Annotated in this window: 26 protein-coding genes; 13 read left to right on the forward strand and 13 right to left on the reverse strand. The window is 46.4% G+C overall.

Going from position 1 to position 23,928, the window contains the following annotated elements:
- Positions 1–23: 23 nt before the first annotated feature.
- The 4 genes from AKN87_RS01100 to AKN87_RS01115 all read left to right on the forward strand — a co-directional run bounded on the left by AKN87_RS01100 (position 24) and on the right by AKN87_RS01115 (position 4,010).
- Positions 24–779: a sulfite exporter TauE/SafE family protein gene (locus AKN87_RS01100; RefSeq protein ID WP_053103590.1), complete on the forward strand. Its 756-nt coding sequence runs from the start codon at positions 24–26 to the stop codon at positions 777–779.
- An 82-nt stretch (positions 780–861) separates the two neighbouring features.
- Positions 862–3,018 carry a DNA helicase RecQ gene (gene recQ, locus AKN87_RS01105; RefSeq protein ID WP_053102218.1) on the forward strand — a complete coding sequence of 719 codons (2,157 nt, stop codon included), beginning with the start codon at positions 862–864 and terminating at the stop codon, positions 3,016–3,018.
- Between the two features lie 294 nt (positions 3,019–3,312).
- Entirely contained in the window at positions 3,313–3,699 is a 387-nt protein-coding gene (locus AKN87_RS01110; RefSeq protein ID WP_053101660.1) for a DMT family transporter, read from the forward strand.
- Complete coding sequence (locus AKN87_RS01115; protein WP_053101661.1) at positions 3,696–4,010, forward strand: DMT family transporter; 315 nt, start codon at positions 3,696–3,698, stop codon at positions 4,008–4,010. Before AKN87_RS01110 ends, AKN87_RS01115 begins: the two co-directional genes overlap by 4 nt.
- Before the next feature lie 66 nt (positions 4,011–4,076).
- Here the strand turns inward: AKN87_RS01115 and AKN87_RS01120 are convergent, their stop codons facing one another.
- The 9 genes from AKN87_RS01120 to AKN87_RS01160 form a co-directional block, all read right to left on the reverse strand.
- On the reverse strand, positions 4,077–4,520 hold the full coding sequence (locus tag AKN87_RS01120) for a hemerythrin domain-containing protein (protein WP_053102219.1): 444 nt from the start codon (positions 4,518–4,520) through the stop codon (positions 4,077–4,079).
- Positions 4,521–4,648: 128 nt separating this feature from the next.
- On the reverse strand, positions 4,649–5,305 hold the full coding sequence (locus tag AKN87_RS01125) for a 7-carboxy-7-deazaguanine synthase QueE (protein WP_053102220.1): 657 nt from the start codon (positions 5,303–5,305) through the stop codon (positions 4,649–4,651).
- Entirely contained in the window at positions 5,298–5,741 is a 444-nt protein-coding gene (gene queD / locus AKN87_RS01130; RefSeq protein ID WP_053102221.1) for a 6-carboxytetrahydropterin synthase QueD, read from the reverse strand. The genes AKN87_RS01125 and queD overlap by 8 nt, the downstream gene beginning before the upstream one ends.
- A gap of 3 nt (positions 5,742–5,744) precedes the next feature.
- On the reverse strand, positions 5,745–6,458 hold the full coding sequence (gene queC, locus AKN87_RS01135; protein WP_053101665.1) for a 7-cyano-7-deazaguanine synthase QueC: 714 nt from the start codon (positions 6,456–6,458) through the stop codon (positions 5,745–5,747).
- Between the two features lie 155 nt (positions 6,459–6,613).
- Positions 6,614–7,453: an inositol monophosphatase family protein gene (locus tag AKN87_RS01140; RefSeq protein ID WP_053101666.1), complete on the reverse strand. Its 840-nt coding sequence runs from the start codon at positions 7,451–7,453 to the stop codon at positions 6,614–6,616.
- A gap of 199 nt (positions 7,454–7,652) precedes the next feature.
- Complete coding sequence (locus AKN87_RS01145) at positions 7,653–7,850, reverse strand: CsbD family protein (protein WP_053101667.1); 198 nt, start codon at positions 7,848–7,850, stop codon at positions 7,653–7,655.
- A 95-nt stretch (positions 7,851–7,945) separates the two neighbouring features.
- Complete coding sequence (locus tag AKN87_RS01150; protein WP_053101668.1) at positions 7,946–8,302, reverse strand: BON domain-containing protein; 357 nt, start codon at positions 8,300–8,302, stop codon at positions 7,946–7,948.
- Positions 8,303–8,559: 257 nt separating this feature from the next.
- On the reverse strand, positions 8,560–9,309 hold the full coding sequence (gene nagB, locus AKN87_RS01155) for a glucosamine-6-phosphate deaminase (RefSeq protein WP_053102222.1): 750 nt from the start codon (positions 9,307–9,309) through the stop codon (positions 8,560–8,562).
- A gap of 101 nt (positions 9,310–9,410) precedes the next feature.
- The gene (locus AKN87_RS01160; protein ID WP_053102223.1) at positions 9,411–10,817 is read right to left on the reverse strand and encodes an MATE family efflux transporter; all 1,407 of its coding nucleotides are present in this window, start codon (positions 10,815–10,817) and stop codon (positions 9,411–9,413) included.
- Between the two features lie 185 nt (positions 10,818–11,002).
- Here AKN87_RS01160 and rsmA point away from each other — a divergent pair, with 185 nt between their 5' ends.
- The 6 genes from rsmA to speE all read left to right on the forward strand — a co-directional run bounded on the left by rsmA (position 11,003) and on the right by speE (position 15,693).
- Positions 11,003–11,809, forward strand: a complete 807-nt coding sequence (rsmA, locus tag AKN87_RS01165) for a 16S rRNA (adenine(1518)-N(6)/adenine(1519)-N(6))-dimethyltransferase RsmA (RefSeq protein WP_053101669.1) — start codon at positions 11,003–11,005, stop codon at positions 11,807–11,809.
- Positions 11,810–11,872: 63 nt separating this feature from the next.
- Positions 11,873–12,244, forward strand: a complete 372-nt coding sequence (apaG, locus tag AKN87_RS01170) for a Co2+/Mg2+ efflux protein ApaG (protein ID WP_053102224.1) — start codon at positions 11,873–11,875, stop codon at positions 12,242–12,244.
- Complete coding sequence (locus AKN87_RS01175) at positions 12,244–13,077, forward strand: symmetrical bis(5'-nucleosyl)-tetraphosphatase (RefSeq protein WP_053102225.1); 834 nt, start codon at positions 12,244–12,246, stop codon at positions 13,075–13,077. Before apaG ends, AKN87_RS01175 begins: the two co-directional genes overlap by 1 nt.
- A gap of 3 nt (positions 13,078–13,080) precedes the next feature.
- On the forward strand, positions 13,081–13,401 hold the full coding sequence (glpE, locus tag AKN87_RS01180) for a thiosulfate sulfurtransferase GlpE (RefSeq protein ID WP_053101672.1): 321 nt from the start codon (positions 13,081–13,083) through the stop codon (positions 13,399–13,401).
- A gap of 276 nt (positions 13,402–13,677) precedes the next feature.
- Positions 13,678–14,670: an HTH-type transcriptional regulator CysB gene (gene cysB, locus AKN87_RS01185; RefSeq protein WP_053101673.1), complete on the forward strand. Its 993-nt coding sequence runs from the start codon at positions 13,678–13,680 to the stop codon at positions 14,668–14,670.
- A gap of 159 nt (positions 14,671–14,829) precedes the next feature.
- Complete coding sequence (gene speE / locus AKN87_RS01190; RefSeq protein WP_053101674.1) at positions 14,830–15,693, forward strand: polyamine aminopropyltransferase; 864 nt, start codon at positions 14,830–14,832, stop codon at positions 15,691–15,693.
- 66 nt (positions 15,694–15,759) lie between these two features.
- On the opposite strand, the gene AKN87_RS01195 is transcribed toward speE, so the two are convergent.
- The 4 genes from AKN87_RS01195 to AKN87_RS01210 form a co-directional block, all read right to left on the reverse strand.
- Complete coding sequence (locus AKN87_RS01195; RefSeq protein WP_053101675.1) at positions 15,760–15,981, reverse strand: YgdI/YgdR family lipoprotein; 222 nt, start codon at positions 15,979–15,981, stop codon at positions 15,760–15,762.
- 114 nt (positions 15,982–16,095) lie between these two features.
- Positions 16,096–18,180, reverse strand: coding sequence for a BCCT family transporter (locus tag AKN87_RS01200; RefSeq protein WP_053101676.1), 2,085 nt, complete (start codon positions 18,178–18,180; stop codon positions 16,096–16,098).
- Between the two features lie 362 nt (positions 18,181–18,542).
- Positions 18,543–18,959: a DNA polymerase III subunit chi gene (locus tag AKN87_RS01205; protein WP_053101677.1), complete on the reverse strand. Its 417-nt coding sequence runs from the start codon at positions 18,957–18,959 to the stop codon at positions 18,543–18,545.
- A complete protein-coding gene (locus AKN87_RS01210; protein ID WP_053102226.1) occupies positions 18,960–20,441 on the reverse strand; it encodes a leucyl aminopeptidase in 1,482 nt (493 codons plus the stop codon).
- A gap of 141 nt (positions 20,442–20,582) precedes the next feature.
- On the opposite strand from AKN87_RS01210, the gene lptF reads away from it, so the two are divergent.
- Genes lptF through zapE form a run of 3 tightly spaced genes read left to right on the forward strand, consistent with a single transcriptional unit; the run spans position 20,583 to position 23,904 of the window.
- Complete coding sequence (lptF, locus tag AKN87_RS01215) at positions 20,583–21,695, forward strand: LPS export ABC transporter permease LptF (RefSeq protein WP_053101679.1); 1,113 nt, start codon at positions 20,583–20,585, stop codon at positions 21,693–21,695.
- Entirely contained in the window at positions 21,688–22,752 is a 1,065-nt protein-coding gene (gene lptG / locus AKN87_RS01220) for an LPS export ABC transporter permease LptG (protein WP_053101680.1), read from the forward strand. The genes lptF and lptG overlap by 8 nt, the downstream gene beginning before the upstream one ends.
- Positions 22,753–22,812: 60 nt before the next feature.
- The gene (zapE, locus tag AKN87_RS01225; RefSeq protein ID WP_053102227.1) at positions 22,813–23,904 is read left to right on the forward strand and encodes a cell division protein ZapE; all 1,092 of its coding nucleotides are present in this window, start codon (positions 22,813–22,815) and stop codon (positions 23,902–23,904) included.
- Positions 23,905–23,928 lie beyond the last annotated feature (24 nt).

Below are 23,928 nucleotides of genomic sequence, written 5' to 3' on the forward strand. Positions count from 1 at the left end.
ATTTAGGCGACTCAAGCATGCCGATCGATGCCTTACTTGTGGAAGCCTTAGCCATTGGCGGAGTGCTAGGCTTATTGCTTGGGCTTACTGGAGCCGGTGGCTCGTTGGTAGGGTTGCCTTTATTGCTTAGTTTGCATTTGCCTCTGCGCGATGCAATTGGTGTGAGTTTAGGGGCAGTGGCTTTATCTGCGCTGATTGGTGCGATTCCCCGGTGGCGAGCCGGACAAGTTAAGCTGGCTCCGGTGTTTTTACTGGCCAGTACTGGTTTGCCGGGAAGCTGGCTAGGGCAACAAATAGGCCAGTACATTCCTGAGTTTTGGTTGATTTTAGCCTTTTGTTTACTGGTGTTATGGTCTGCGTGGCGGATGTGGCGTAATGCCAGTTTGAGCGAGCAACGGTCGGTTCCCGAGTTAAAGCCTGCAGCGTTGGTGGTAATCGGTTTATTGGTTGGCGTGTTATCCGGCTTAATGGGGGTAGGCGGCGGCTTTTTAATTGTGCCGGCACTGTTATGGTTTAGCCCTTTATCGATGCTTGCTGCAGCTGCTACCTCGATGGCGGTGATTGCGATTGTTTCGGGGGCTGGCTTTTTTATTTATCTATCCAGTGCTGAGCCTTCTACTACTTTACTGGCAGGATTAGCCTGCGGTGGCATGCTGGGTGTTTTGCTAGGTAATAAGCTGGCAGAGAGGCTCGGTGGTGTCATACTGCAGCGCATTTTTTCGATTATGTTACTGTTGGCCAGTTTGTCGATGGCACTGCAAAAGTTAATTTTGGTTTAAGCCGTTGCCATTTGGTTGTTTTTCTTGCGATTACTCAGTGCGTTAGTCAATTGGCACTGGGTCAAAATTTTGGAGTAAGGCTGTGGAACGCGCGTTAAAAACCTTAAAGCAAGTATTTGGGTATGACGCTTTTCGCGGTCAGCAAGCAGCCATTATCGAGCAGGTGGTAACGGGGCATGATGCTTTAGTGCTGATGCCTACCGGTGGTGGCAAATCCTTATGTTATCAGTTGCCGGCATTACTGCGAGAAGGGCTCGCGGTGGTGGTTTCACCGCTAATTGCCTTAATGCAAGATCAGGTCAGCACTCTGCTAGAACAAGGGGTACAAGCAGCTGCCTTAAACTCCAGTCAGTCCTATGAAGAGCAAAAACAGATTGCCGATCAACTACGCTCAGGACAGCTCAAATTACTGTATGTGGCGCCAGAGCGTTTATTGCAACCACGGATGCTGGCCTTTTTACAGCGCCTGCAAATCAGTTTATTTGCCATTGACGAGGCGCATTGCGTGTCGCAATGGGGGCATGACTTTCGCCCCGAATATTTACAGCTAAGTCAGCTGGCCACGTGGTTTCCTAAGGTGCCGCGCATTGCCTTAACTGCCACCGCCGATGCCCGCACCCAAAATGAAATTGTGCAGCGCTTACATTTAGAGCAAGCCCAGCGCTTTGTTTCAAGTTTTGATCGGCCCAATATTTTTTATCGGATTGTGGTGAAAGATCGCCCGCAACAGCAATTGTTAAAGTTTTTAGCCAGTCGCAAAGAGGATGCGGGCATTGTTTATTGCATGTCGCGGAAAAAGGTAGAGGAAACAGCACAGTTTCTAACCGAGCAAGGTTATTTGGCGTTACCCTATCATGCTGGGTTGGAGCCGGAAGTGCGCGCTTTGCATCAGCAGCGTTTTATTAATGAAGAAGGCTTGATCATGGTGGCAACCATTGCGTTTGGCATGGGGATTGATAAGCCTAACGTGCGCTTTGTCGCGCATTTGGACTTGCCTAAATCCCTTGAGGCTTACTACCAAGAAACAGGACGTGCTGGGCGCGATGGTTTACCAGCGGATGCCTGGATGACCTACGGCTTAAATGATGTATTGTTTTTAAAACGCATGTTGGCGGAGTCTGAAAGTGAAGCCAAATATAAGCGTGTTGAGCAGCACAAACTCGATGCAATGCTGGCGCTCTGTGAAGAGTCCCGTTGCCGTCGCCAGGCCTTGCTTAACTATTTTGATGAGGAGTTAGCTCAGCCGTGTGGCCACTGTGATAACTGCGTTGATCAGGTGCAAACCTGGGATGCAACTGAGGCCGCTCGTTTAGCCTTGTCGGCGATTTATCGTACCGGACAGCGCTATGGTGTCGGCCATGTGACGGATGTCATTTTGGGTAAAGACAATCAACGTATCCGTGAAGTAGGGCATCAGCACTTATCCGTGTATAACGCGGGTGCCAACTTTAAGATGGATGAAACTCAGTGGCGGACTTTATTTCGTCAATTGGTCGCTCGAGGCTTAGTTGATGTGGATGTTGAGGGTTATGGTGGATTGCGTTTAAATGACTCTTGCCGGCCTTTGTTGCGTGGTGAGCAAGCACTGGAGTTACGCCTTGATCTAGCGCCAAAGAAAACCTATAACGCCTCAGCCGCTAGCCAGCTGGTAAAAGAGCATGAGCGTGCATTGTGGGAGCAGTTGCGCCAGCTCAGACGGCATTTGGCCCAAGAGCATCAGGTGCCTCCCTATGTAATTTTTCCCGATGCCACGTTATTGGAGATGCTCCGTAGTCACCCCACCAGTTTGGCCGAGTTAGCTGCAGTCAGTGGGGTGGGCGAGCATAAGCTCAAACGTTATGGCAGTGCCTTCCTCGCGGTATTTACAGCTGCTGAGACAGAACCTGCCGCACAGCCAGCAGTTAAGCCCAGTGATTTAACCCACGAGCTGGTATGTTTAGCACGGGCAGGGATGTCGCCGGAGCAAATCAGTCAACAACTGCAGTGCAGCAGTAAAAATGTGTACGCATTAATGGCCAGTGCCTTGGCCGATGGACAGCTGACGTTAGAGCAGGCTATAGATATTTCTAATCCATTAATTGAAGAGATTCAGGATGCTTTTTTAGCTATGGGCGATGAGCAACAAGGGTTACCTAAAGTTAGTGAGCTACAGCCTATGTTTAAAGGAGTTGACCCTGGAATTCTGCACTGTGTGCGGGCAGCCTTACAGCGTGAGCTTATGCAATTTGAGGAGGACTAATAAGCAAAGTTGGTGCTTTGATAGATTTATGCTATAATCGCACCTACGATTGGCTCCCTAAACTTTTTTATGTCTTGTTTAAGCATAGTTCTTCAGTTATCTAACACCTCCCTACAAAATCATCATTTCTATGAAATCGGCTGGCGCGGTGGCCGCTAGCGTACCCTCGTACCTATTGTTTTAACCTGCGTTGTTTAACGCATTTATTATTAACAATTCAGACGCGCTTGTAGATTACAAGACTCTTATTCCATGTGCAGTGGCACCTAAGAGCGGCGTCTAAACGAGGTTCACATGTATTATTGGCTAATGTTATTTCTGGCTGTAGTGGCGGAAGTAATTAGTACAATCGGCATGAAATACGCATCCAACAGCTCGCCAGTCCTAGGTTACCTAGTGATGGCAACCATGATTTCACTTTCGTTTTATGCTTTTTCTCGTGCGGTAATTCGCATTCCTTTAGCCGTGTCTTATGCGATTTGGGAAGGTTTAGGCCTGTTCTTAATTGCCATGGCTGGCATTGTATTCTTTGGTGAATACCTAAATTTAAAAGAAATTGGCGCTATTGGCTTAATGATGGTGGGGCTGATGCTGATCACTTTCGATAGCGCTAACGATGAAGCTGACAACGAACTTAAGCCTTCAGTAGAAGGACCGAAAAAAGGAAAGGTGACCCTATGATTATTCCAGCATCCTTATTAGTAGGATCGGTGACGCTGGACCTACTGGCAAACTATTGCGTAAAGCGTTCGAAAGGCTTTAAGAAAAAAGCCTGGGCCGCAGGTAGTATTGCATTAATTATCTTAGCCTTTGTTTTATTAAGTTTTGTGGTGCGCTACATTCCATTGGGCGTGGCCTATTCGGCTTGGGGTAGCCTAGGTATTTTAGGTACCGTTGCGATTGACCGCTTAGTGTTTAAATCCCGCTTAGGAACTAAAGGAATAGTTGGCGTAGGTTTTATTGTGGTAGGTATTATTATTCTACAAGTTTAATCAGTATTGCTTAGCGCAAGGCCAGCCTAATGAGCTGGCCTTTTTTTGTTGCTAAGTAAAATAGGATTAAAACTCTTGAAGCCCATTTTGATAGTCTTGGTTATAACCTTTAACCAGTTGTACTTTTTCTTCTTCTGATAAGAGTTTACCGGCCATTTGAAAGAAACGATGCTCTTCTTCTTTTAGATGGTGTACTACCAGATCGCTCAATTGCTTGGCATACACTAACCAAGTAGGACTTGAGTACTCGGTTGCTTGTAGTTGTTCAATCAGTTCATCCATTTCATGGTGTTCAGCAATGGCGTGGCGGCTTAAATCTACTCCTTGGTCATACTCCATTAAGGGTAAATAGAAAAACCGCTCTTCAGCCCGAGCATGGGCTTTAAGCTCACGGACTAACTGTTGAAAGAGACTATCGCGTTCACTGGATTCACCTTGAGTGTTGGTGACTTTAGCGCAGAGTTCGCGCTGGATATCGTGGCTTTCTCGAAGTGCAGTAAAGATATTCATAGCTCGTCATCTCTTGGTTATAAAGTTATCACTGGCCAGCTTAATTAATTATCAAACTGACCAGGTTAGAGAATAGGACTTGCCACCGGGGCTTCGGTTCGTGAAAACCGCCCAGGGCTTGTTTATTATTAGCGAATACCTAGCAATTTATGGGTTTGTAAGCTCAGCTGCCAGTGCGGCTGGCCCTGTGCTCGTTGGTTTAACCGGCCCAGCAGTTGTAAGGTTTCAAGCAAGGTAAAGGAAGGGGAAGACGTCTTGCTGCTGGATACAGTGATTTGCTCGCAAGGCGATAGATAGTAATGCTTGGCAGGCAAGTGCTGTTCTATAAACTGGCAAAAGTCAAAGACATCACCATCCACTACAATCCGCACCTCATCGGCTTGAGTTAGCATCTGACTATGATATTTCTTGGCGTAAAGCGCTTTAGGGCTAGCACTAATAAAGTCAATTTCACTGGGTACTGGCTGTAAGCCATTGGTTTCTATCGTTAGAAAGTAGCCGCGCTGCTTGAGTTGTTTTAGTAGCAGGTCAATCTCTGGTACTACACTAGGTTCGCCGCCGGTAATAATGATATTGGTTGCACTCAAAGCTTCTACTTGCTTAAGAATTTCGCTGAGTGACAGCGTGCTATAGCTAAGATAATCCGTATCACACCAAGGGCAGGCGAGATTGCATTTACCAAAACGGATAAAAATAGCGTCCATCCCGGTGTTATAGCCCTCACCTTGCAGGCTTTGAAAAATTTCGACGATATTAAACTGTGGTTCTGTGGCCAGCTTAATCATCACTGGCCTCCTTGCTTGAGGGGCTGTTGCACTCAGCGTAAGAGCTGGGCGTTTCATAAAGCCGTATACGGCTGATAGGCAGCTTGGTGCTGAGTTGATCAAAGATAAACTGGCTCAGCATTTCGGCCGTGGTCCGCCCTTTAAAAGCAAAGGTTTTCATCTGCCAGCTTTGCAGTAGCTGGGCGATGGTGCTTTCTTTTTCGCTATGTATATCGTAAATAAACGCATGGTCAAGGTGATCGACTATTTGCTGTTTAACTGCTTGCTTGAGGTCGGCAAAATCCAACACCATGCCGGCTTTGGGGCCAGATTTAATCAGTGGGCCTTGCACCTCTACTTCGAGTTGGTAAGTGTGTCCATGCAGGTTTTGGCATTTACCATCATGGCAATCGAGTAAGTGTGCGCTGTCAAAACTAAAGTGCTTTACAATTTTCATCGATTACTCCTTAGCGGTGCTGGCTGAGCGCTGGGCGAGGTATTCAGCAAGGCCTTTTTCCCGTAATAAACAGCTAGGGCATTGATGGCAACCTCCTTTCACGCCCTCATAGCAGGTATGGCTATAGTCTCGAACAAACTCTAGGTGTTGTAGTTGGTCGGCCAGTGCCCAGGTTTGCGCTTTAGTGAGCTGCATTAAGGGTGCGTGGATTTTAAACGGAAAATCCATGGCTAGTTGTAAGGTGTTTTCCATTGACTGAATAAAGGCTTGGCGGCAATCGGGATAACCACTGGAGTCGGCCTCGCTCACGCCAATAATCAGTTGTTGAATGCCTTGGCTTTTGGCGTAAATTGCGGCGTAGAGTAAGAACAGCGCATTGCGTCCTTCAACCAGCGTATTAGGTGGCGCATCATCGTAGTCTTCAATGGGGGCGCTACTGTCCATCAGCGCATTAGTCGTGACTTGCTGTAGCAGTGAGAGATCTAGCAGAGTCTGTTTAATATTGAAGTGCTGTAAAATTTTGCTGGCACACTCTAATTCAATGGCATGCCGTTGCCCGTAAGTAAAAGTAATGGCTTCTACTTGTGCGGCACCGTAGTCGTTAATGGCTTGAATTAAGCAAGTGGTTGAGTCTTGACCGCCAGAGAAAATAACTAAGGCTCGTGCCGTATTGCTCTGAGCGTTAGCTGGATTTGAAGGGGGAGTCGCAGAATGCATAAAGAGTCCTTAGTTTTGGTTTGGGGTAAACCCCGCGTGGGATGGGATTACGAACCACGCTAGAAAACAGAGTCAGTTGCAACTAATAGATAGTCGTTTGTATCGCTTAAGATCGGTGATCACTGACTGATAGGGCAGTGATCACCAAAAATATCTTAGTATGAGGCTGTGCTGGCTTTTTGTGGCTTCATGCTAGAAGGCACATTCGGCTGAATCGCGGTAAGTACCGCTTTAAAGCATTTAGCGTTACCCGCTACAATATGCCCACTTTCTAAGTGGCTATGGCCACCCACAAAGTCACTGACTAAACCACCAGCTTCTTGAATTAGTAGGACGCCTGCAGCCATATCCCATTCAGATAGGCCATACTCCCAGAACGCATCAAAGCGGCCAGCAGCCACATAGGCTAAATCTAAGCTGGCTGCACCGGCACGGCGAATTCCAGCAGTTTGTCCGGTAAGGTTACGCAGCATTCCAAGATAGTTTTCAAAATGTTCCATCTGTGAGTCGCGGAACGGAAAACCGGTACCTAATAAAGCTCCATCGAGACTCTTTTGTTTGCTGACTCGAATTCGGCGGCCATTTAATGCGGCGCCACGGCCACGGCTAGCGGTAAACTCTTCTTGGCGAACAGGGTCAACCACCACCGCGTGCTCTAAACGGCCACGGTATTTACAAGCAATACTTACCGCAAATTGGGGAACGCCACGAATAAAGTTAGTAGTACCATCGAGTGGATCGATAATCCATTGGTAATCAGCACCGGCACCGGTGCCTTGGATACGGGTACCTTCTTCACCAAGAATGGAATGATCAGGGTGAGCTTTGAGTAGGGCTTCAACGATGATTTTTTCGGCAGCGCGATCAACCTCGGTGACATAGTCTTTAGCGTCTTTCTCGCTCACGGAATTAGCATCAAATCGTTCAGTAGCGCGAATAATAAATTCGCCAGCGGCACGCGCAGCGCGCAGCGCGATATTCAGCATAGGCTGCATAGTTAAGTCACCAGAAATTGTCAAAGAACAGGGCGCAAATTCTAGCACGGGATTAGACTTTTGTCTTGCTTAAAACTACCAGTGATTAATCTTGCCAGGCCAAATGTAAAAAGCCCAAGGCTGACGTTATCTTCAGCCTTGGGCTTAATTGCTAACCAAACACAGGTTTTGGTTAGCAGTTTAGGAGTGGGTTTAGAGATTAGTATTTTTCACTAAACTCTTTGAGTTCTTTCTCGGCTTGCTCTTTAGTCCAGCCATAACGCTCTTGTAACTTGCCAGCTAAGTACTCGGTATGACCTTCAGCCACATCAAGATCGTCATCGGTTAATTGGCCCCATTTTTTCTGAATATCTCCTTTTAGCTGTTTCCACTTACCTTTAATAATATCTGTGTTCATTGCGACTCACCTTTTATGGATGGTTGTAGTTGTATTAGCTAAATGGAAAGACTAGCTAGCATGCTTGAGTGCTAGCTAGCCCTACAAGAGAGAGCTTATTGATGGCCGGTGACTTTTAGGCCATCGGCAGCGACATTAGTGACGCCTTTAATACCTTGGGCGCGCTCAATTGCAAGGTCGCGTTCAGCTGGCGTGTTAACGGTACCACTGAGAGATACCACACCATTGTTGGTTTCTACTTTAATATCAAGGCCGCTAATCGCGTGATCGGCTAAGAAAGTTGATTTTACTTTACTGGTAATCCAAGTATCTGAGCTGGCTTCTTTTACTTCAGAAGCGGCGTGACTAACTGAATCTTTAACAGAATTTTCAGCGAAAGCTTGTGACAAAGGTAAGCCAGCCAGTAGGGCGGTAGTCATAGCAACGCAGGCAAATTTGTTAGTGGTTTTCATAATGATTACTCCGTAATTTATTATCAGTCTCACATTGGAACCTAGGCTCAGGTTCTTGCAACGCTCGTAAAATCAGAGTGGAGTCACTAAAAAAATGTTCAGCTTTCCTGATAAACGGTCATAGATTGCTGTGGTAGGGATAGTGCGGCGAGGCTTACGCTAAAAGAGCAGAAGGGGAAAGCGGTTAGGGCTGAGAGGCTTGAAAAAAGGGTTGTCGCCTAGAGATTGGTTGGCCTCTAAGCGAGTCAAGGAGGGGCCTAGGCAAGCTTTTTTAATGTTTCGGCTGAAACTAGTTGGGCTGCTGCTTGATCCATGACCAGTAGAAAGTTGGGATGATTTTTTAGGCAAGAGGCTGGCATCGACTCACAAACTGCCGAGTTGAAAAAGTCTAAAACCGTATGTGCTTTATGGGCACCAGTGACTACTAAGACAATCTGTTTGGCTTGCATAATGTCTTGAATGCCCATGGTAATGGCTTGGGTGGGAACTTCATCAAAGCTGTCAAAGAAGCGACCATTATCTAGGCGGGTTTGCTCAGATAATTCGACCACATGGGTTATAGAGTTAAAAGCGGTATGCGGCTCATTAAAACCAATATGACCATTGGAACCAACCCCTAGTAGCTGCAAGTCTAAACCACCATGGCTACGAATGGCTGCAGTGTAACGTCGGCATTCCTGCTCCAAGTCAGTAGCACAGCCATTGGGCAGGTTGATTGAGTCTGGGCACGACGGCAGATGGGCAAATAAATGCTCTTGCATGTAGTGATAGTAACTTTGTGGGTGAGTACGACTTAAGCCAACATACTCATCTAAGTTAAAGGTGGTTAGCTGCTCAAGGGAGGTGTTGTGTTGCTTAATTAGCTCAATTAAATGCGCGTATACCGGCTCCATGGTGCCGCCAGTGGCTAAGCCTAATACGCCCGCAGGACGCTGACTAATAAAATCCTGCAGCAAGTGGGCGGTGAATTGTGCGGCTTGCTCATGGGTGTTAAAAATGCGGTACATACGACTTCCTAATAATAGTGCTCTACCTTGAACAGGGCTGGCTGCAGCCCATAAATAGCTCTGCATTTTATGGGGGGAGCGGGGCTAAGTAAATAAAATCTTTAATGCCCAGCTAGCTCAGAGTAGGTGGCGTATAAATGGTGGTATGTGGCACGCTGTGCCACACGATATAAACGACTACCTAGTAACAAGCCAGAGCATGTGAGACCGATAATTAAACCTTGCCATAAGCCAGCAGGGCCTTGGGCTGGGCCCCAGTAATCAGTTAGACCTAAAATATAACCAATTGGTAAACCGATTCCCCAATAAGCAAATAAGGTAAAAATCATGGTTACTTTATTGTCTTGATAGCCCCGTAAAGCTCCGGCGGCGGTGACCTGAATCGCATCAGGAATTTGATAAATAGCAGCATAAATAATCAAGGAGGCAGCAATTGCTAGTACCTGGGCATCTTGGGTATAGATACCGGCAATCATAAAGCGACCAAAATACATCAAAGAGGCTGAGCCAATAGATAAACTAAAGGCGGTGATAAGTGCGACCTTTGCTGAGAAGCGTGCCCCTGTGCTTGAGTTAGCGCCTAAGGCTTGGCCCACACGCACGGTGGCGGCCATAGCTAAGGAGTAAGGCAGCATAAAGGTAATGGCACTAAAGTTCAGGGCGGTTTGATGGCCGGCAACGGTGTGGGCCCCTAGATTACCAATCAATAAAGCAATAATAGAAAAAATGCTGGCCTCAGCAAAGATCGCAATGCCAATTGGAATACCACGGAATAACAAACCTTTAATTCGTTTTTTATTAGGCCAATCAAAGCGTCCAATTAACTTGCTGCGCTTGTAATAAGGTGCCCAGCGCACCCAAACAATTTGCGCTAGCATCATAAAGGCCATCACAATACCGGTAGCAACACCACACCCCACGCCACCTAAGGCAGGTAAGCCAAACTTACCATTGATCAAAATGTAGTTTAAGGGAATATTTACGGCTAAACCCAGTAGAGCGATGACCATGCTAGGGCGGGTGCGGCCAAGGCCTTCACTGTAACAACGCAGGACTAAATAAATAGCAACAGCTGGAAAACCACAAGCTACTGCTCGTAGATAGCCCATGGAAAGAGTGATTAGCTCAGGATCCACTTCACGCCAAACCAAAATAGGCGTGGCATTCCATAGTAAAACACCAAATAGACAACCAAGGAATAAGCCAAGCCATAATGCTTGGCGCACCAGCATGCCGATTTTATGCTCGGTACCACCGCCAAAATGGCGGGAAACTTGAGCAGTGGTGGTGAGTAAAATTCCATTCATTAATAAGTACACGGGAACCCAAATTGAGTTGCCGAGCGCTACAGCTGCTAAATCTACTGGACTGACTCGCCCAGCCATTACTGTATCGACAAACCCCATAGCAGTACTGGCTAATTGTGCAATAAAGATGGGAATAGCCAATTTGAGTAAGGCTTTCCATTCGGGGAAAAAAGCTAAAGTAGGGCGGGAAGTACTAGACATGTGTGACTCGATAGTTTTTAGCAAAGGTAGGGCAAAAGATTGCGCCGCTAGTCTATCTGAAAAAAAAGGATAAATTGAGCGTTAAGCGAAGCTTTGGCTGGTTTTTATACAATTCAACGCCATGAGAGTGCCCTATCACCTAGGCGAGCTGGTAAACTTAGGCAGTTAATTTGTGGAGTATGCCAATGCCAGACCTGTATCAGCACCGAGCGCGTAAACGCTTTGGTCAAAACTTTTTACATGACCAAGGTGTCATCAGTCGAATCTTACGTGCGATCTATCCTAGTGCTGGGCAACATGTACTAGAAATTGGACCAGGCCAAGGAGCGCTGACCGATGGTTTGCTAGCCAGTGGTGCTAAGTTAGATGTCATTGAGCTAGATAACGATTTAGTGCCTTTACTTAAGCTTAAATTTGGACTAAATCCGCAGTTTACTTTGCACCAGGGGGATGCACTGCGTTTTGACTTTCAGTCATTAGAGCCACAAGCCCATAGTCTGCGAGTAGTAGGTAATTTACCCTATAATATTTCGACGCCGTTGATTTTTCACTTGTTGGCCAGCAGCCACTTAATTAAAGACATGCACTTTATGCTGCAAAAAGAAGTGGTCGAGCGCATGGCAGCAGAGCCTGGCAGTAGTCATTGGGGGCGCTTAACCATTATGGTGCAGTACTTTTGTCAGGTGGAACATTTATTTAATGTGGGGCCTGGCGCCTTTAGTCCAGCACCCAAGGTGGACTCAGCCATTGTGCGCTTAACACCTTATGCAGAACCGCCAATTAAAGCTAAAGATCATCGCAACTTAGAGATAGTGGTGCGCGAAGCCTTTAACCAGCGCCGCAAGACCTTGCGCAATACATTGAAAAAGTTGTTGTCTGAAGAGCAGATTGTAGCGGCAGCGGTAGATCCAACTTTGCGGCCGGAGCAGCTAGACTTGGCAGCATTTGTACGTTTAGCCGATGCCTTAACTGAGGCTCAGCTGGTCAGCTAGTGGTAAGAGGTTGGTCTATTATAAGAAAAGCCGCAGCTGCGGCCCTGATATTGAGGAGAGTGTATGTCGTATAACATTGAAGTTGATGTGAAAACTCGTTATCTCCAGGAGCATTCGCAGCCTGAAGAAGAACGTTATGTGTTTGCTTACGATATAACTATTCGCAATCACGGTACGTTACCGGCGCAGTTATTGAGTCGGCATTGGATCATTACTGATGCTAATGGCAAGGTGCAGGAAGTACGTGGTGAGGAGGTGGTAGGTGAGCAACCGATTATTTTGCCTAATGAGTCCTATCAGTACAGCAGTGGCACCATTATGCCCACTGAAGTCGGCAGTATGCAGGGTAGCTTTAGTATGGTGGCTGAGGATGGACATCTATTTGAAGCAGTGATTGATCCCTTTGGCATGGCGGTGCCTGGAGTGCTGCACTGATGGCAACTTACGCCGTTGGCGATGTGCAAGGTTGCTTAACTCAATTGCAAGCGGTGCTAGCACAGGTGCAGTTTAATCCTCAGTATGATCAGTTATGGCTGGTGGGGGATTTGGTTAATCGTGGACCTGACTCTTTAGCCACTTTGCGCTTTCTTTATCAAATGCAAGACTCAGTGGTCACCGTTTTAGGTAATCATGATCTGCATTTGCTGGCTGCCTGGCATGATCCAAGTCGGCTGAAACGTAAAGATACCCTATTAGAAGTGTTACAGGCGCCAGATTGCGATGAGCTGTTAGGGTGGTTAATTCAGCAGCCGCTGATGCATTATGATGCCCAACGCCAACTCACATTAGTGCATGCTGGGGTTGCACCAATGTGGAGTGTCAGCCAAGCACAAAGTTATGCCGAGGAAGTCCATCAGGTGCTGCGCGATCCTACAGTGCGCTCTGAGTTTTTTGCCCAGATGTATGGCAATACACCTGCAGTATGGAGTGAGCATTTGCGGGGAATGGAGCGTTTGCGAGTCATTACTAACTATTTTACTCGTATGCGTTTTTGTAGCTTATCTGGTGAGTTGGACTTTTCTGCTAAAGAAACCCTCGAGCACGCACCAAAGAACTGTGTCCCTTGGTTTAAAGTGCCTGCTCGCGTCATGCAAGGCGAGCAGATTATCTTTGGACACTGGGCTGCTTTAGCAGGGCACTGTGATGAGCCCGGTTTGTACGCGTTAGATACGGGCTGTGTTTGGGGGGGCGCTATGAGTTTAATGAATATTGACAGTCACCAAATTATTCGGCATGCCTGTCCAGCAGCTTTGCCCTTAGAGAATTAAAACATGAGTTTTAAGCATATTGATGTATTGCACACTGCCGAACTGCAGCAGCAAGGTGCGGTATTAGTGGATATTCGTGATCCTGAAAGTTTTGCTGTGGCCCATGTGCCGGGAGCGATTCATCTAGATAATTACTCACTGGCTGAGTTTATTGCCCAAGCAGATCTAGATGCGCCCACCATTGTCATCTGCTATCACGGTCACTCCAGTCAAGGAGCTGCTCATTATCTATATCAGCAAGGCTTTGAACAGGTCTATAGCATGGATGGTGGTTTTGAGGCGTGGCGTATGCAATGGCCTGAGCAAGTTGTTCAAGGCAGTTAATTCTAGATAAAGGCGTTCTAAGCCCTGTTTAATTGTTCGACAATCGCTGTTTGTTTTGAATTTTTCTCGGTAAGCCCCTGTTAAATTGAGCGGTGAGAAAAGATTTCATTGAGAATAGCCAGTATTTAGCCTTCATATAGCTTTATTGAATATCAATATCTTTTTAAGTGATTAAATGGAATAACACTGTTGTAGTATAACTATGAGTTATAAGTTTGGCAGTAATGTATAAACAGCCGGCACTTAATAAGCATATTTGATCAAAGGTGGCTCTGTATGAAACTACAGCAATTGCGTTATATCTGGGAAGTCTCAAGAAATGGGCTGAATGTGTCGGCTACGGCCCAAGTGCTAAACACATCGCAACCAGGAATTAGTAAACAGATCCGTTTACTTGAGGATGAGTTAGGGGTTGAGATTTTTGCCCGTAGTGGCAAGCAGCTATCGCGCATCACCGCTGCCGGAGAAAGTATTATTCAAACTGCCGGTGAGATCTTACGCAAATGTGAAAACATTAAGCGCGTGGCCCATGATTTTTCCAGTGAAAGCAGTGGTGTGCTATCGATTGCTACCACCCACACCCAAGCGCGCTATGCTTTGCCTTCAGTGATTAAGCGTTTTATCAGCCAGTACCCTGAAGTATCACTGAATATGCAGCAAGGAACACCGCAGCAAATTGCAGAAATGGCGGCCGATGGTACGGTGGACTTTGCCATTGCCACTGAAGGCTTTGAGCAGTTTAATGAGCTGATCATGATGCCTTGCTACCGTTGGAACCGCTGCGTCATCGTAACCCGTGATCATCCTTTAGCTGAAGTGAAAAAACTCACCTTAGAGCATTTGGCTCAGTATCCATTGGTGACCTATGTGTTTGGTTTTACTGGTCGCTCTAAGTTAGACGATGCCTTTGAAAAAGCCGGCTTAACCCCGCGTGTGGTATTTACTGCCGCCGATGCTGATGTGATTAAAACCTATGTGCGCTTAGGTATTGGCGTAGGAATTGTTGCGCGGATGGCAGTGGATGAATTAGAAGACGATGATTTGGTGATTTTGGATGCCAGTGAGCTGTTTGAATCCAGCGTGACTAAAATCGGTTTTCGTCGGGGTACTTTTTTGCGTGGGTATATGCGTGATTTTATTCATCGCTTTGCACCCCACCTGACCGATGAGCAGCAGCAAAAAGTAATGGAGTGCAGTAATCAGCAAGAAATTGATCAGCTATTTAAAGACGTTGAGCTGCCACTGTATTGGACTGAGCGTACTGAATAATACGGGTAATTTGCTAGCGAGGGGACAATTTGTCTCGCTTGCTTTGCTGCATTTGCTGGCGCTTTATGGTAAATACCTACCCCAATTATTTTCTAACGGGTTACTCATCGTTAAACATGCTGTGAAAAGCAATAAAAATACTTAGGAGTGGGTTGTACCATGAATGAATACCGCGAAACGCTTTACCCAACATACGGGCAGTTTTTCAAAGTGGACACTATGCTGCATGAAGTTAAAACTGAGCATCAGCACTTAGTCATTTTTGAAAACCAACAAATGGGACGGGTGATGGCATTAGATGGTGCTATCCAGACCACCGAAGCCGATGAGTTTGTCTATCATGAAATGATGGCCCATCAGCCAATTATGGCCCATGGCTTAGCGCGCCGAGTGCTGATTATTGGTGGTGGCGATGGCGGCATGCTGCGGGAAGTATGTCGTCACGATAGCGTTGACCATGTCACCATGGTGGAGATTGACAATACCGTGGTGGAAATGTGCAAAACCTACCTGCCGAATCACTCTAAGGGCGCTTTTGATGACCCTCGGGTGAATTTAGTGATTGCCGATGGTATGACGTTTTTAGCTAATTGCAGCGAAAAGTTTGATGTCATTATTAGCGATTGCCCAGACCCGATTGGACCTGCTGAAGTGTTGTTTTCGGAAAGCTTCTATCAGGCTTGTCACCGTTGCTTAAGTGATGATGGGATCTTTGTGGCGCAAAATGGCACGCCTTTTTTACAGTTAGACGAAGTCAAGAAAACCGCAAAAAATATCAGCAGTTTATTTGCTGACTGGCATTTTTATCAGGCGGCAGTACCAACCTATATTGGTGGCACCATGACCTTTGCTTGGGCCAGTAAAAACAAAGCAGCACGTAATACCCCAATTGAGACCTTACGTCAGCGTTTCCAGGGCAGTGGTATCGTAACTCGTTACTACAATCCTGAAACTCACCAAGGCGCCTTTGCTTTACCGCAGTATGTGTTAAATGCTATTGGAAAGCCTAGTAACTGCGCCTAATCTAGATTAAGCAATTAGAAAACCCGACCTTAGGTCGGGTTTTTTTTGTGCGCTCAAAATGCTTGATTAGAGCTTTTTAATACTGTGCACATCATCTTTATTGACTTGGTTTGGCTTGTCGTCTAGTTGCTTAAATTCATAAAAGCCTGTTTTTTTATCGTAGCGTGGGGTGTCTTTGGTTTGCATCTCAGTACCATCTTTTAGCGTGATGGTTGAAGGGGATGAGCAGGCAGCTAAAGCCAGAAAAGAGGCAGCGAGCACAGCAGTTAAAGAAAGCTTGTTAGTCATAATAATTCCCCTAAATAAACAATAAAAATAAATAAAAAGAGTTATCAATAGATGAAAAAAAACGGCTAAAGTTCATTACTTCAGCCGTTTTTCGTGTTTCATTAGCTACTTTGATTAGCTATTGGAAGTTTCCGTTGTGGGAGAGCTTGAGTCCGTAAACTCTGGCGTAGTGAGCATTTCATCATGTTCCGCCATTTTCCACGGCAGAATTTCAGGTGATAAATGCCTAAAGTGCAGGTATTTCTCTAGCTGATCTAAAATATCAGTAATTAACGCCGCTTCTGGTACGCCATACACATCATAGGATTGTCCGCCGCGACGTAAAAAAACTTCAGCTTGATAGTACAGCTGTTCTTGACTGGTATCCTCTGGCAAGGTGGCATTGGCATAGGCAAACTCTGGTAATGGGTATTCACAGAGTCGTACATCGTAGATGAAATCAAGTTTTTCACCTTTGCTGATTTCAATAAAAGCGCGGTGCGCTTCGGCATCATAGCTCACACTTGAAGGCCAGCCTTTTTTATTGAGGTCTTCGGAAATTTTTTGCATCGCAGTTAATACCGAGCCTTTAATGTAAGCGTCAACTTGCTGCAGGTTAGGAAAGCTGACAATACTCGACAGGCGGTTTTGCCACGAGACGCTGCTGGTAAAGCCTTGCTGAACACTGGGCTTTTGATGGCTAAGGCTGGTGGTGCGGTGCCCCTCAATGGTCAGTGCTCGCCACAGCCCAATGGCTGAGAGCATCATAATTAAGGTAAAGGGTAAAGCACTGATAACGCTCATGGTTTGCAGTGCTTTGAGTCCTCCTGCTAGCAGTAACACGCTGGCTAATACCCCTTGCATCACCGCCCAAAAGGCTTTCTGGAAGGTTGGGGTATGTAAGGCGCCACCTGAGGCTAAAGAATCAATTACTAAGGCTGCCGAGTCAGAAGAGGTGACAAAGAAAGTCACAATTAAACACACGGCTAATAGTGAGGTAACTGAGGTAAGTGGCAGATGCTCAAATAATTTAAATAAGGCAATCGCATTATCATTTTGTACTTCGGTGATAAGTGCGGTGTAGCCTTGTTCCATAATTAAGTAAAGCGCGGTGTCGCCAAAAATTGAAAACCATAAAAACGTAACTGTGGTCGGGACGATCAGTACGCCAGCCACAAATTGGCGAATCGTGCGGCCGCGGCTAATTTTTGCAATAAACAGGCCAACAAAAGGCGCCCAAGCAATACTCCAACCAAAGACAAATAAAGTCCAGTTACCGATCCAGTCAGAACGTGAATAGGCCTGTAAGTTGAGGGTGCGCTCAATAATATTATTTAAGTAGCTACCGGTATTTTGCATCGCTGTTTCGAGGATAAAAATACTTGGGCCAACAACAAAAACAAACACCATTAAGGTAATAGCAATCGCCATATTCAGCATGGATAAGCGTTTAACACCTTTATCCATTCCTGCGAGTACTGATAGCAACGCTAGGCCAGTAATCAGAGCAATAGCAGTAACTTGGAAGGTGGTACTGACCTCAACTGAAGGCCAAAGGTAATTAGCCCCGGCATTAATTTGCGTCACCGAAATGCCTAGGGTGGTAGCCAGCCCCAACAGTGTGCCTAAGATGGCAACGGTATCTACCGTATGGCCGATAGGGCCGTAAATCTTTTTACCAATGAGTGGATACAGGGCCGAGCGCATAGAAAGCGGCAAACCGTGGCGAAAAGAAAAGTAGGCTAAGACTAAACCGACCAACCCATAAATCGCCCACAGATGAAAACCCCAGTGGAAAAAAGCAATTTGCATGGCTTGAGAAGCAGCATCGAGGGTTTCTGCTGCGCCTTCAGGCGGGGAGGCGTAGTGTAAAACCGGCTCGGCAACACCAAAGAATAGCAGTGCTACGCCGTAGCCTGCAGAAAACAGCATGGCAAACCAAGAAAGAAACGGATATTGCGGTTCGGCATGATCAGGGCCTAATTTAATGTTCCCCCAGCTACTAAGGGCCACAATCACGATAAAGATTAAAAAGCTGGCTACGCCCAGCATGTAAAACCAACCAAAGGTTTGGGTGACATAGGCCAAAGCTTCAGAAAAAACTTGGCCGGCGAGTTCAGGATTACTAATGGTGCCTATGACAATTAACAGCAGCACTATCACTGCTGGAGCAAAGACCGGGAGTAAGACTACGGGTTTCCAAGACGATGATTTCGTCATACCAGTTCCTTTATTTTTCAATAAGTTCGCGAGCTATCCTAGCCAAGTTTGGGGCAGAAGTTCAAAACTAATTGGCCTAAGCTTGGCTAACTTAGGATGATTTAACTGGAAAAAGTAAAGCGTAACTCTGGATTGTTACACACAGGGCAGCACAGTGGTAAGGGATTGGAGTCTTTAGCATTAGGCGGCAGTGGCAAGCTCTGTGACCACTGACAGCGCAGACAGTGATAATGAATGTGTGGCTCGGTAGGTGGTATCGAAGCAGTGGGCTTATCTGAGTTCATGGCAGGATCTAATGCAGTAAGTAAGGCATAGATGAACCCATAAACCCTAAAAAGTTTACTTGTATTTAGAACTTGGGCTTAGAGTTCGACTCGCTGCGGATTGAGTTGCAGTTTGCGATAATGCACAAAATTTTGGCGGCACTGTTGTAAGGTGTTGGGCGCTTGATTAACAATTTCGATAATGCGGCTAAAATGGTTAGGCTCTGCATAAGGAGTAGGGTGCAGACTAATTAGCAAGCCTTGGTTATTAGGTAAAGAGTGATCACTGGCAATCAGCACCGGTGATTGAGGATTTTCCGTGATTAGATCATGGGGGATAAAGCAGTCGCTACGAAAGGTCCAGAGTAACTGGTTAACAGTTTCTGCTTCTGCCTCATCAGCACAGCGGATAATGGTGGGCCAATTAGCACGCCAGGCTTTAACCGCCAAACGACAGGCCGCCCGAAGGCGGTCTGCGTTATCTTGGCTGGGGAGTACGTAAAACTCTACGCGCATTTAGAGGTTATCCAGTACAAACTGAGTCAGTAGCGGGACTGGGCGACCAGATGCGCCTTTGTTAGCGCCGCCACTGATCCAAGCCGTGCCGGCCACATCGAGGTGTGCCCAAGGATAATTTTTAGTAAAGCGTGACAAGAAGCAGGCTGCAGTAATGGTGCCGGCAAAACGACCACCAATATTGGCAATATCGGCAAAAGGACTGTCTAGTTGCTCTTGGTAGTCATCAAACAGTGGTAGCTGCCACGCCACATCACCTGCTGTTTTACCAGCTGCTAATACTTGCTGAATCAGTTCTTCATCATTACCTAGTAGGCCGCTGGTTTTATCGCCTAAGGCCACCAAGCAAGCGCCAGTAAGGGTGGCAATATCAATCACTGCTTTGGGCTTAAAACGCTCAACATAGGTTAAAGCATCGCAAAGGACTAAGCGGCCTTCGGCATCGGTGTTAAGAATCTCAACGGTCTGACCGCTCATGGTGGTAACGATGTCACCCGGACGAGTTGCGCGGCCACTTGGCATATTTTCCGCGCAAGTCATAACCCCGACTAAGTTGATAGGTAACTGTAACTCAAGCACGGCTTTCATAGTGCCTAGTACACTGGCGGCGCCACACATGTCGTATTTCATTTCGTCCATGCCTGCCCCAGGTTTTAGGCTGATACCGCCGGTGTCAAAGGTAATTCCTTTACCTACTAGCGCTAGTGGTTGGCTGTCATCCTTGGCCCCCGTATATTGCATAATAACTAATCGCGGAGGTTGCTCGCTGCCTTTCGCGACCGCTAATAAAGCGCCCATGCCTAAGCTTTCCATCGCTTGTTCATCAAGCACTTCAACACTTAGATTGGCGTAGTCCTTGGCCAGTTGTTGGGCTTGTTCAGCAAGGTAACTAGGATGGCAAATATTGCCGGGTAAGTTACCTAAATCTTTGGTGAAGTTCATACCTAAAGCAATGGCTTGGGCGTGGCTGGCTGCTTGCTCTGCAGCCGCAAGGTCAGCTTCTGCTACCACAAGCTCTAGCTCATTGAGCTGAGTCGCTGGTTTTTTCTCTGACTTAAACTGATCAAACACATACAACGTACTGTTGGCTTCTTCAGCAATCAAACGTGTGATTTGATAGCAGTCCCGTTGTTTTACTTCCAGCCCATCCACTAGCAAACTGGCTTTGGTAATGTTTAGAGTTTTGGCTGATTTAATCGCTGCGGAAACTAATTTGCGCGTGGCGGCATCTGACAGGGGTGCTTTACCACATCCAACGAGTAGTAAACGCTTGGCGGCAATGCCTTGCACAGCAGGTAGCAGTAAGGTGCTGGCGGCGCTAGCAGTGAAATCACCTTGGTCAATTAAGGTTTGTAGTTGATTGTTCAGCGCTTGATTTAACGCGGCAGCAGAATTACTTAAGGGTTGCTCGCTAAAAATGGGTAAAATTAGTAGCTCGGTACTAACTTGCTGAGCAGGTGAGGTGATTGCGGTGAATTGCATAAATAATCATTCCCAAGACAAAGGCCAGTAGATGGTTATAATACTGGCAATTTTTAATTGTTGATTGGTTTAACCTGAACCAAATTTAGCTGGGTTACTAGTTTGCGCTGCAAAGGCAGCCTTGACAACTGGAGCATACTTTTGATCGTTTTTCGTTACTTATCACGGGAGGTCTTAGTGACCTTAACTGCCGTGAGCGCTGTGTTACTGGTGATCACCATGAGTGGGCGATTTATTCGTTATCTTGCACAGGCTGCCCAAGGTGCATTAGATCCCAGTGTTTTATTGCTGATCATGGCCTACCGTATCCCAGGCTTTCTACAACTAATTCTACCACTTGGATTATTTTTAGGGATTCTTCTTGCCTACGGTCGTTTGTACTTAGAAAGTGAAATGACGGTGTTAACGGCTACAGGTATGAGTCCTCGACGTTTACTTGGCTACACTTTATTTCCAGCAGTGATTGTGGCGTTATTGGTGGCATGGCTTAGTTTCTTTTTAACTCCCCAAGGCATCACTCAAGTGAACCAAATTCTCCATGCGCAAGACAGCCTTACTGAGTTTGATACCTTAGAGGCAGGGCGCTTTCAGGGCATGCGTGACGGTACTCGGGTGACCTACACTGAAGAGTTGGTGGAAGGTAAAAAACAGCTAAAAAATGTATTTATTTCTGAAAAACGTTTATCCAGTAGTGGCAAGCAAACGGATGTGACGGTGTTGGTTGCCAAAACCGGCTGGCAAGAGGTTCAAGATAATGGTGAGCGTTATTTGATTTTGCAAGACGGCTATCGCTATGACGGTGAACCTGGGCAAGCGGATTACCGAGTCATTCAGTACGACACCTATGGTGTGTTATTGCCTAAACCCAGTACCGGAGAAGTGATTACCGAGCGTGAAGCAATGCCCACTCAGCAACTGTTAGGCGCCGAGCAGCCGCGTTTAAAGAACGAGCTACAGTGGCGAACCGCACTGCCGATTTTAGTGTTTGTGGTGACGTTAATTGCGGTGCCGTTGGCTAAAGTGAATCCACGTCAAGGCCGATTTTTAAAGCTGTTGCCCGCTATACTGCTTTATATGCTGTACCTGGGCTTACTGATTTTTACCCGCAGCGCATTGGATAAAGGCACTTTTCCTGCCGCTTTAGGTTTATGGCCGGTGCACATTGTGTTTGCCCTGATTGGCTTGTTATTAAACTATTGGGAGCGCCTGCAATTATTGTGGTTAGCTCGCCGTGCAGGAGCTCAGCATGCGTAAGTTAGATCGTTATATTGGCCTGAGTGTATTTAATGCCATTATTGCGGTGTTATTAGTCTTAGTAGGGCTGGCGTTACTATTTGCTTTTATTGATGAACTGAGCGATATCCGTGACGGTTATGGTTTGGGGCAAGTGGCTTCTTATGTGTTTTATACTACGCCACGGCGGTTATATGACATGCTGCCGATGGCTGCACTTATTGGCTGTTTAGTAGGTTTAGGCACCTTAGCCAGTAACAGCGAGCTAACCGTGATGCGCGCCGCCGGAGTTTCACTGCGCCGGATTATCTGGGCGGTGATGAAACCCATGCTGGTAGTGATGCTGGCCGGTATTTTAATCGGTGAATATCTTGCGCCTTGGACTGAAGCTAAGGCGCAAGCTGATCGTTCCTTGGCTTTAGGTGGTAGCACGGCGCAAACTGGTGGCAAGCACGGTATTTGGCATCGTCAGGGTAAAGAGTACATCCATATCAACTCAGTGCAGCCAGGCGGCGAGTTAATCGGGGTCACGCGTTATCAGTTTGATGAAAATCAGCATTTATTAAGCGCAAGTTTTGCCAAGCGCGCCACCTACCAAGGCGATCACTGGCAGTTGTTTGAGGTGGCAACTACCGAGTTTGCACCGCGTAACACTCAAGTTAAACATGCAGCACAGCAGATTTGGGCGGTGGATTTAGAGCCTGAGCTGCTCAGTATTGTAGTGATGAGCCCGGATGCGTTACCGGTGTCTGGATTGTGGGGGTATGCCCATTACTTGGCCGAGCAGGGCTTAAACAGTAGCCGTTACTGGTTGGCGTTTTGGAGTAAAGTGCTGCAACCCTTGGTAACTGCGGCTTTAGTTTTACTCGCCATTTCCTTTATTTTTGGGCCTCTGCGTTCAGTTACCTTAGGGCAACGGGTATTTACTGGGGTATTAGTTGGTTTTGTGTTTAAGATTGTGCAGGACTTATTGGGGCCTTCCAGCTTAGTTTTTGGGTTTTCTCCATTACTCGCTGTATTATTGCCCGCTTCGGTCTGCGCCTTGGTAGGTTTTTACTTACTTAAACGTGCAGGTTAATTTTGCTGTTATTGCCAATAGACGCTCAGTCTATTGTTACTGGTTGGAACTGTATCGCTCATGACACCTTTGGAACGCTATGAACAAGATTTGCAACGCCCTGATTTTTTTCGTGATGAGGCTCAAGCCAACGCCGTGCGTCATTTGCAGCGTTTATATGATGATCTAGTTAAGCAACCAAGCAATTCGGGTGGTCTGTTTGGTCGATTGTTCGCTAAAAAACCAGCACCGATTAAAGGTATTTATTTCTGGGGTGGAGTCGGTCGCGGTAAAACCTACTTAGTGGATACTTTTTTTGATGCCTTGCCCTTTGAGCAAAAAATGCGTACTCACTTTCACCGTTTTATGAAACGCGTGCATGAAGAGTTAACCCAGCTTGAAGGTGAAAAAAACCCTCTGACTATCGTAGCGAAACGTTTTGCAGATGAAGCACGAGTCATTTGTTTTGATGAGTTTTTCGTCTCTGATATTACCGATGCGATGATTTTAGGCGGCTTATTTGAAGAGTTATTTGGCCATGGTGTGACCTTGGTGGCGACTTCAAACATTGTACCTGATGATTTATACAAAGATGGATTACAGCGGGCCCGTTTTTTACCGGCTATTGCGCTGATCAAAGAGCATACTGAAGTGGTTAACGTGGATAGCGGCATTGACTATCGCTTACGTGCGTTAGAGCAAGCAGAGTTATTCCATTGGCCACTTTCGCCAGCAGTGGATCAGGCCTTAGAGGCAAGTTTTAAAAGTTTGCTGCACGGCACGGTAAAGGTTGAAGAAAATGTTTCTTTGACGATTGAAAAGCGTGAAATTATTGCTCGCAAAGTAGCGGGTGATGTGGCTTGGTTTGATTTTCGTGCAGTCTGTGATGGGCCCCGTAGTCAAAATGACTACATTGAGCTGGGTAAAATTTTTAGTACGGTAATTTTATCCAATGTCGAACAGATGGATACCTATCACGAAGATGTGGCGCGTCGTTTTATTAACTTGGTGGATGAGTTTTACGATCGTAACGTTAAGCTAATTATTTCAGCTGAGGTAGCCCTAACAGAGCTGTATAAGGGCAAACGTCTAGCATTTGAGTTTGAGCGCACAGAAAGTCGCTTGCTAGAAATGCAGTCGCAAGAGTTTTTAGAGCGAGAGCACAAACCTTAAGCAAAATAGGCGGACTAAGAGAGG

This window comes from Thiopseudomonas alkaliphila (genome assembly GCF_001267175.1).
Taxonomy (GTDB): Bacteria; Pseudomonadota; Gammaproteobacteria; order Pseudomonadales; family Pseudomonadaceae; genus Oblitimonas; species Oblitimonas alkaliphila.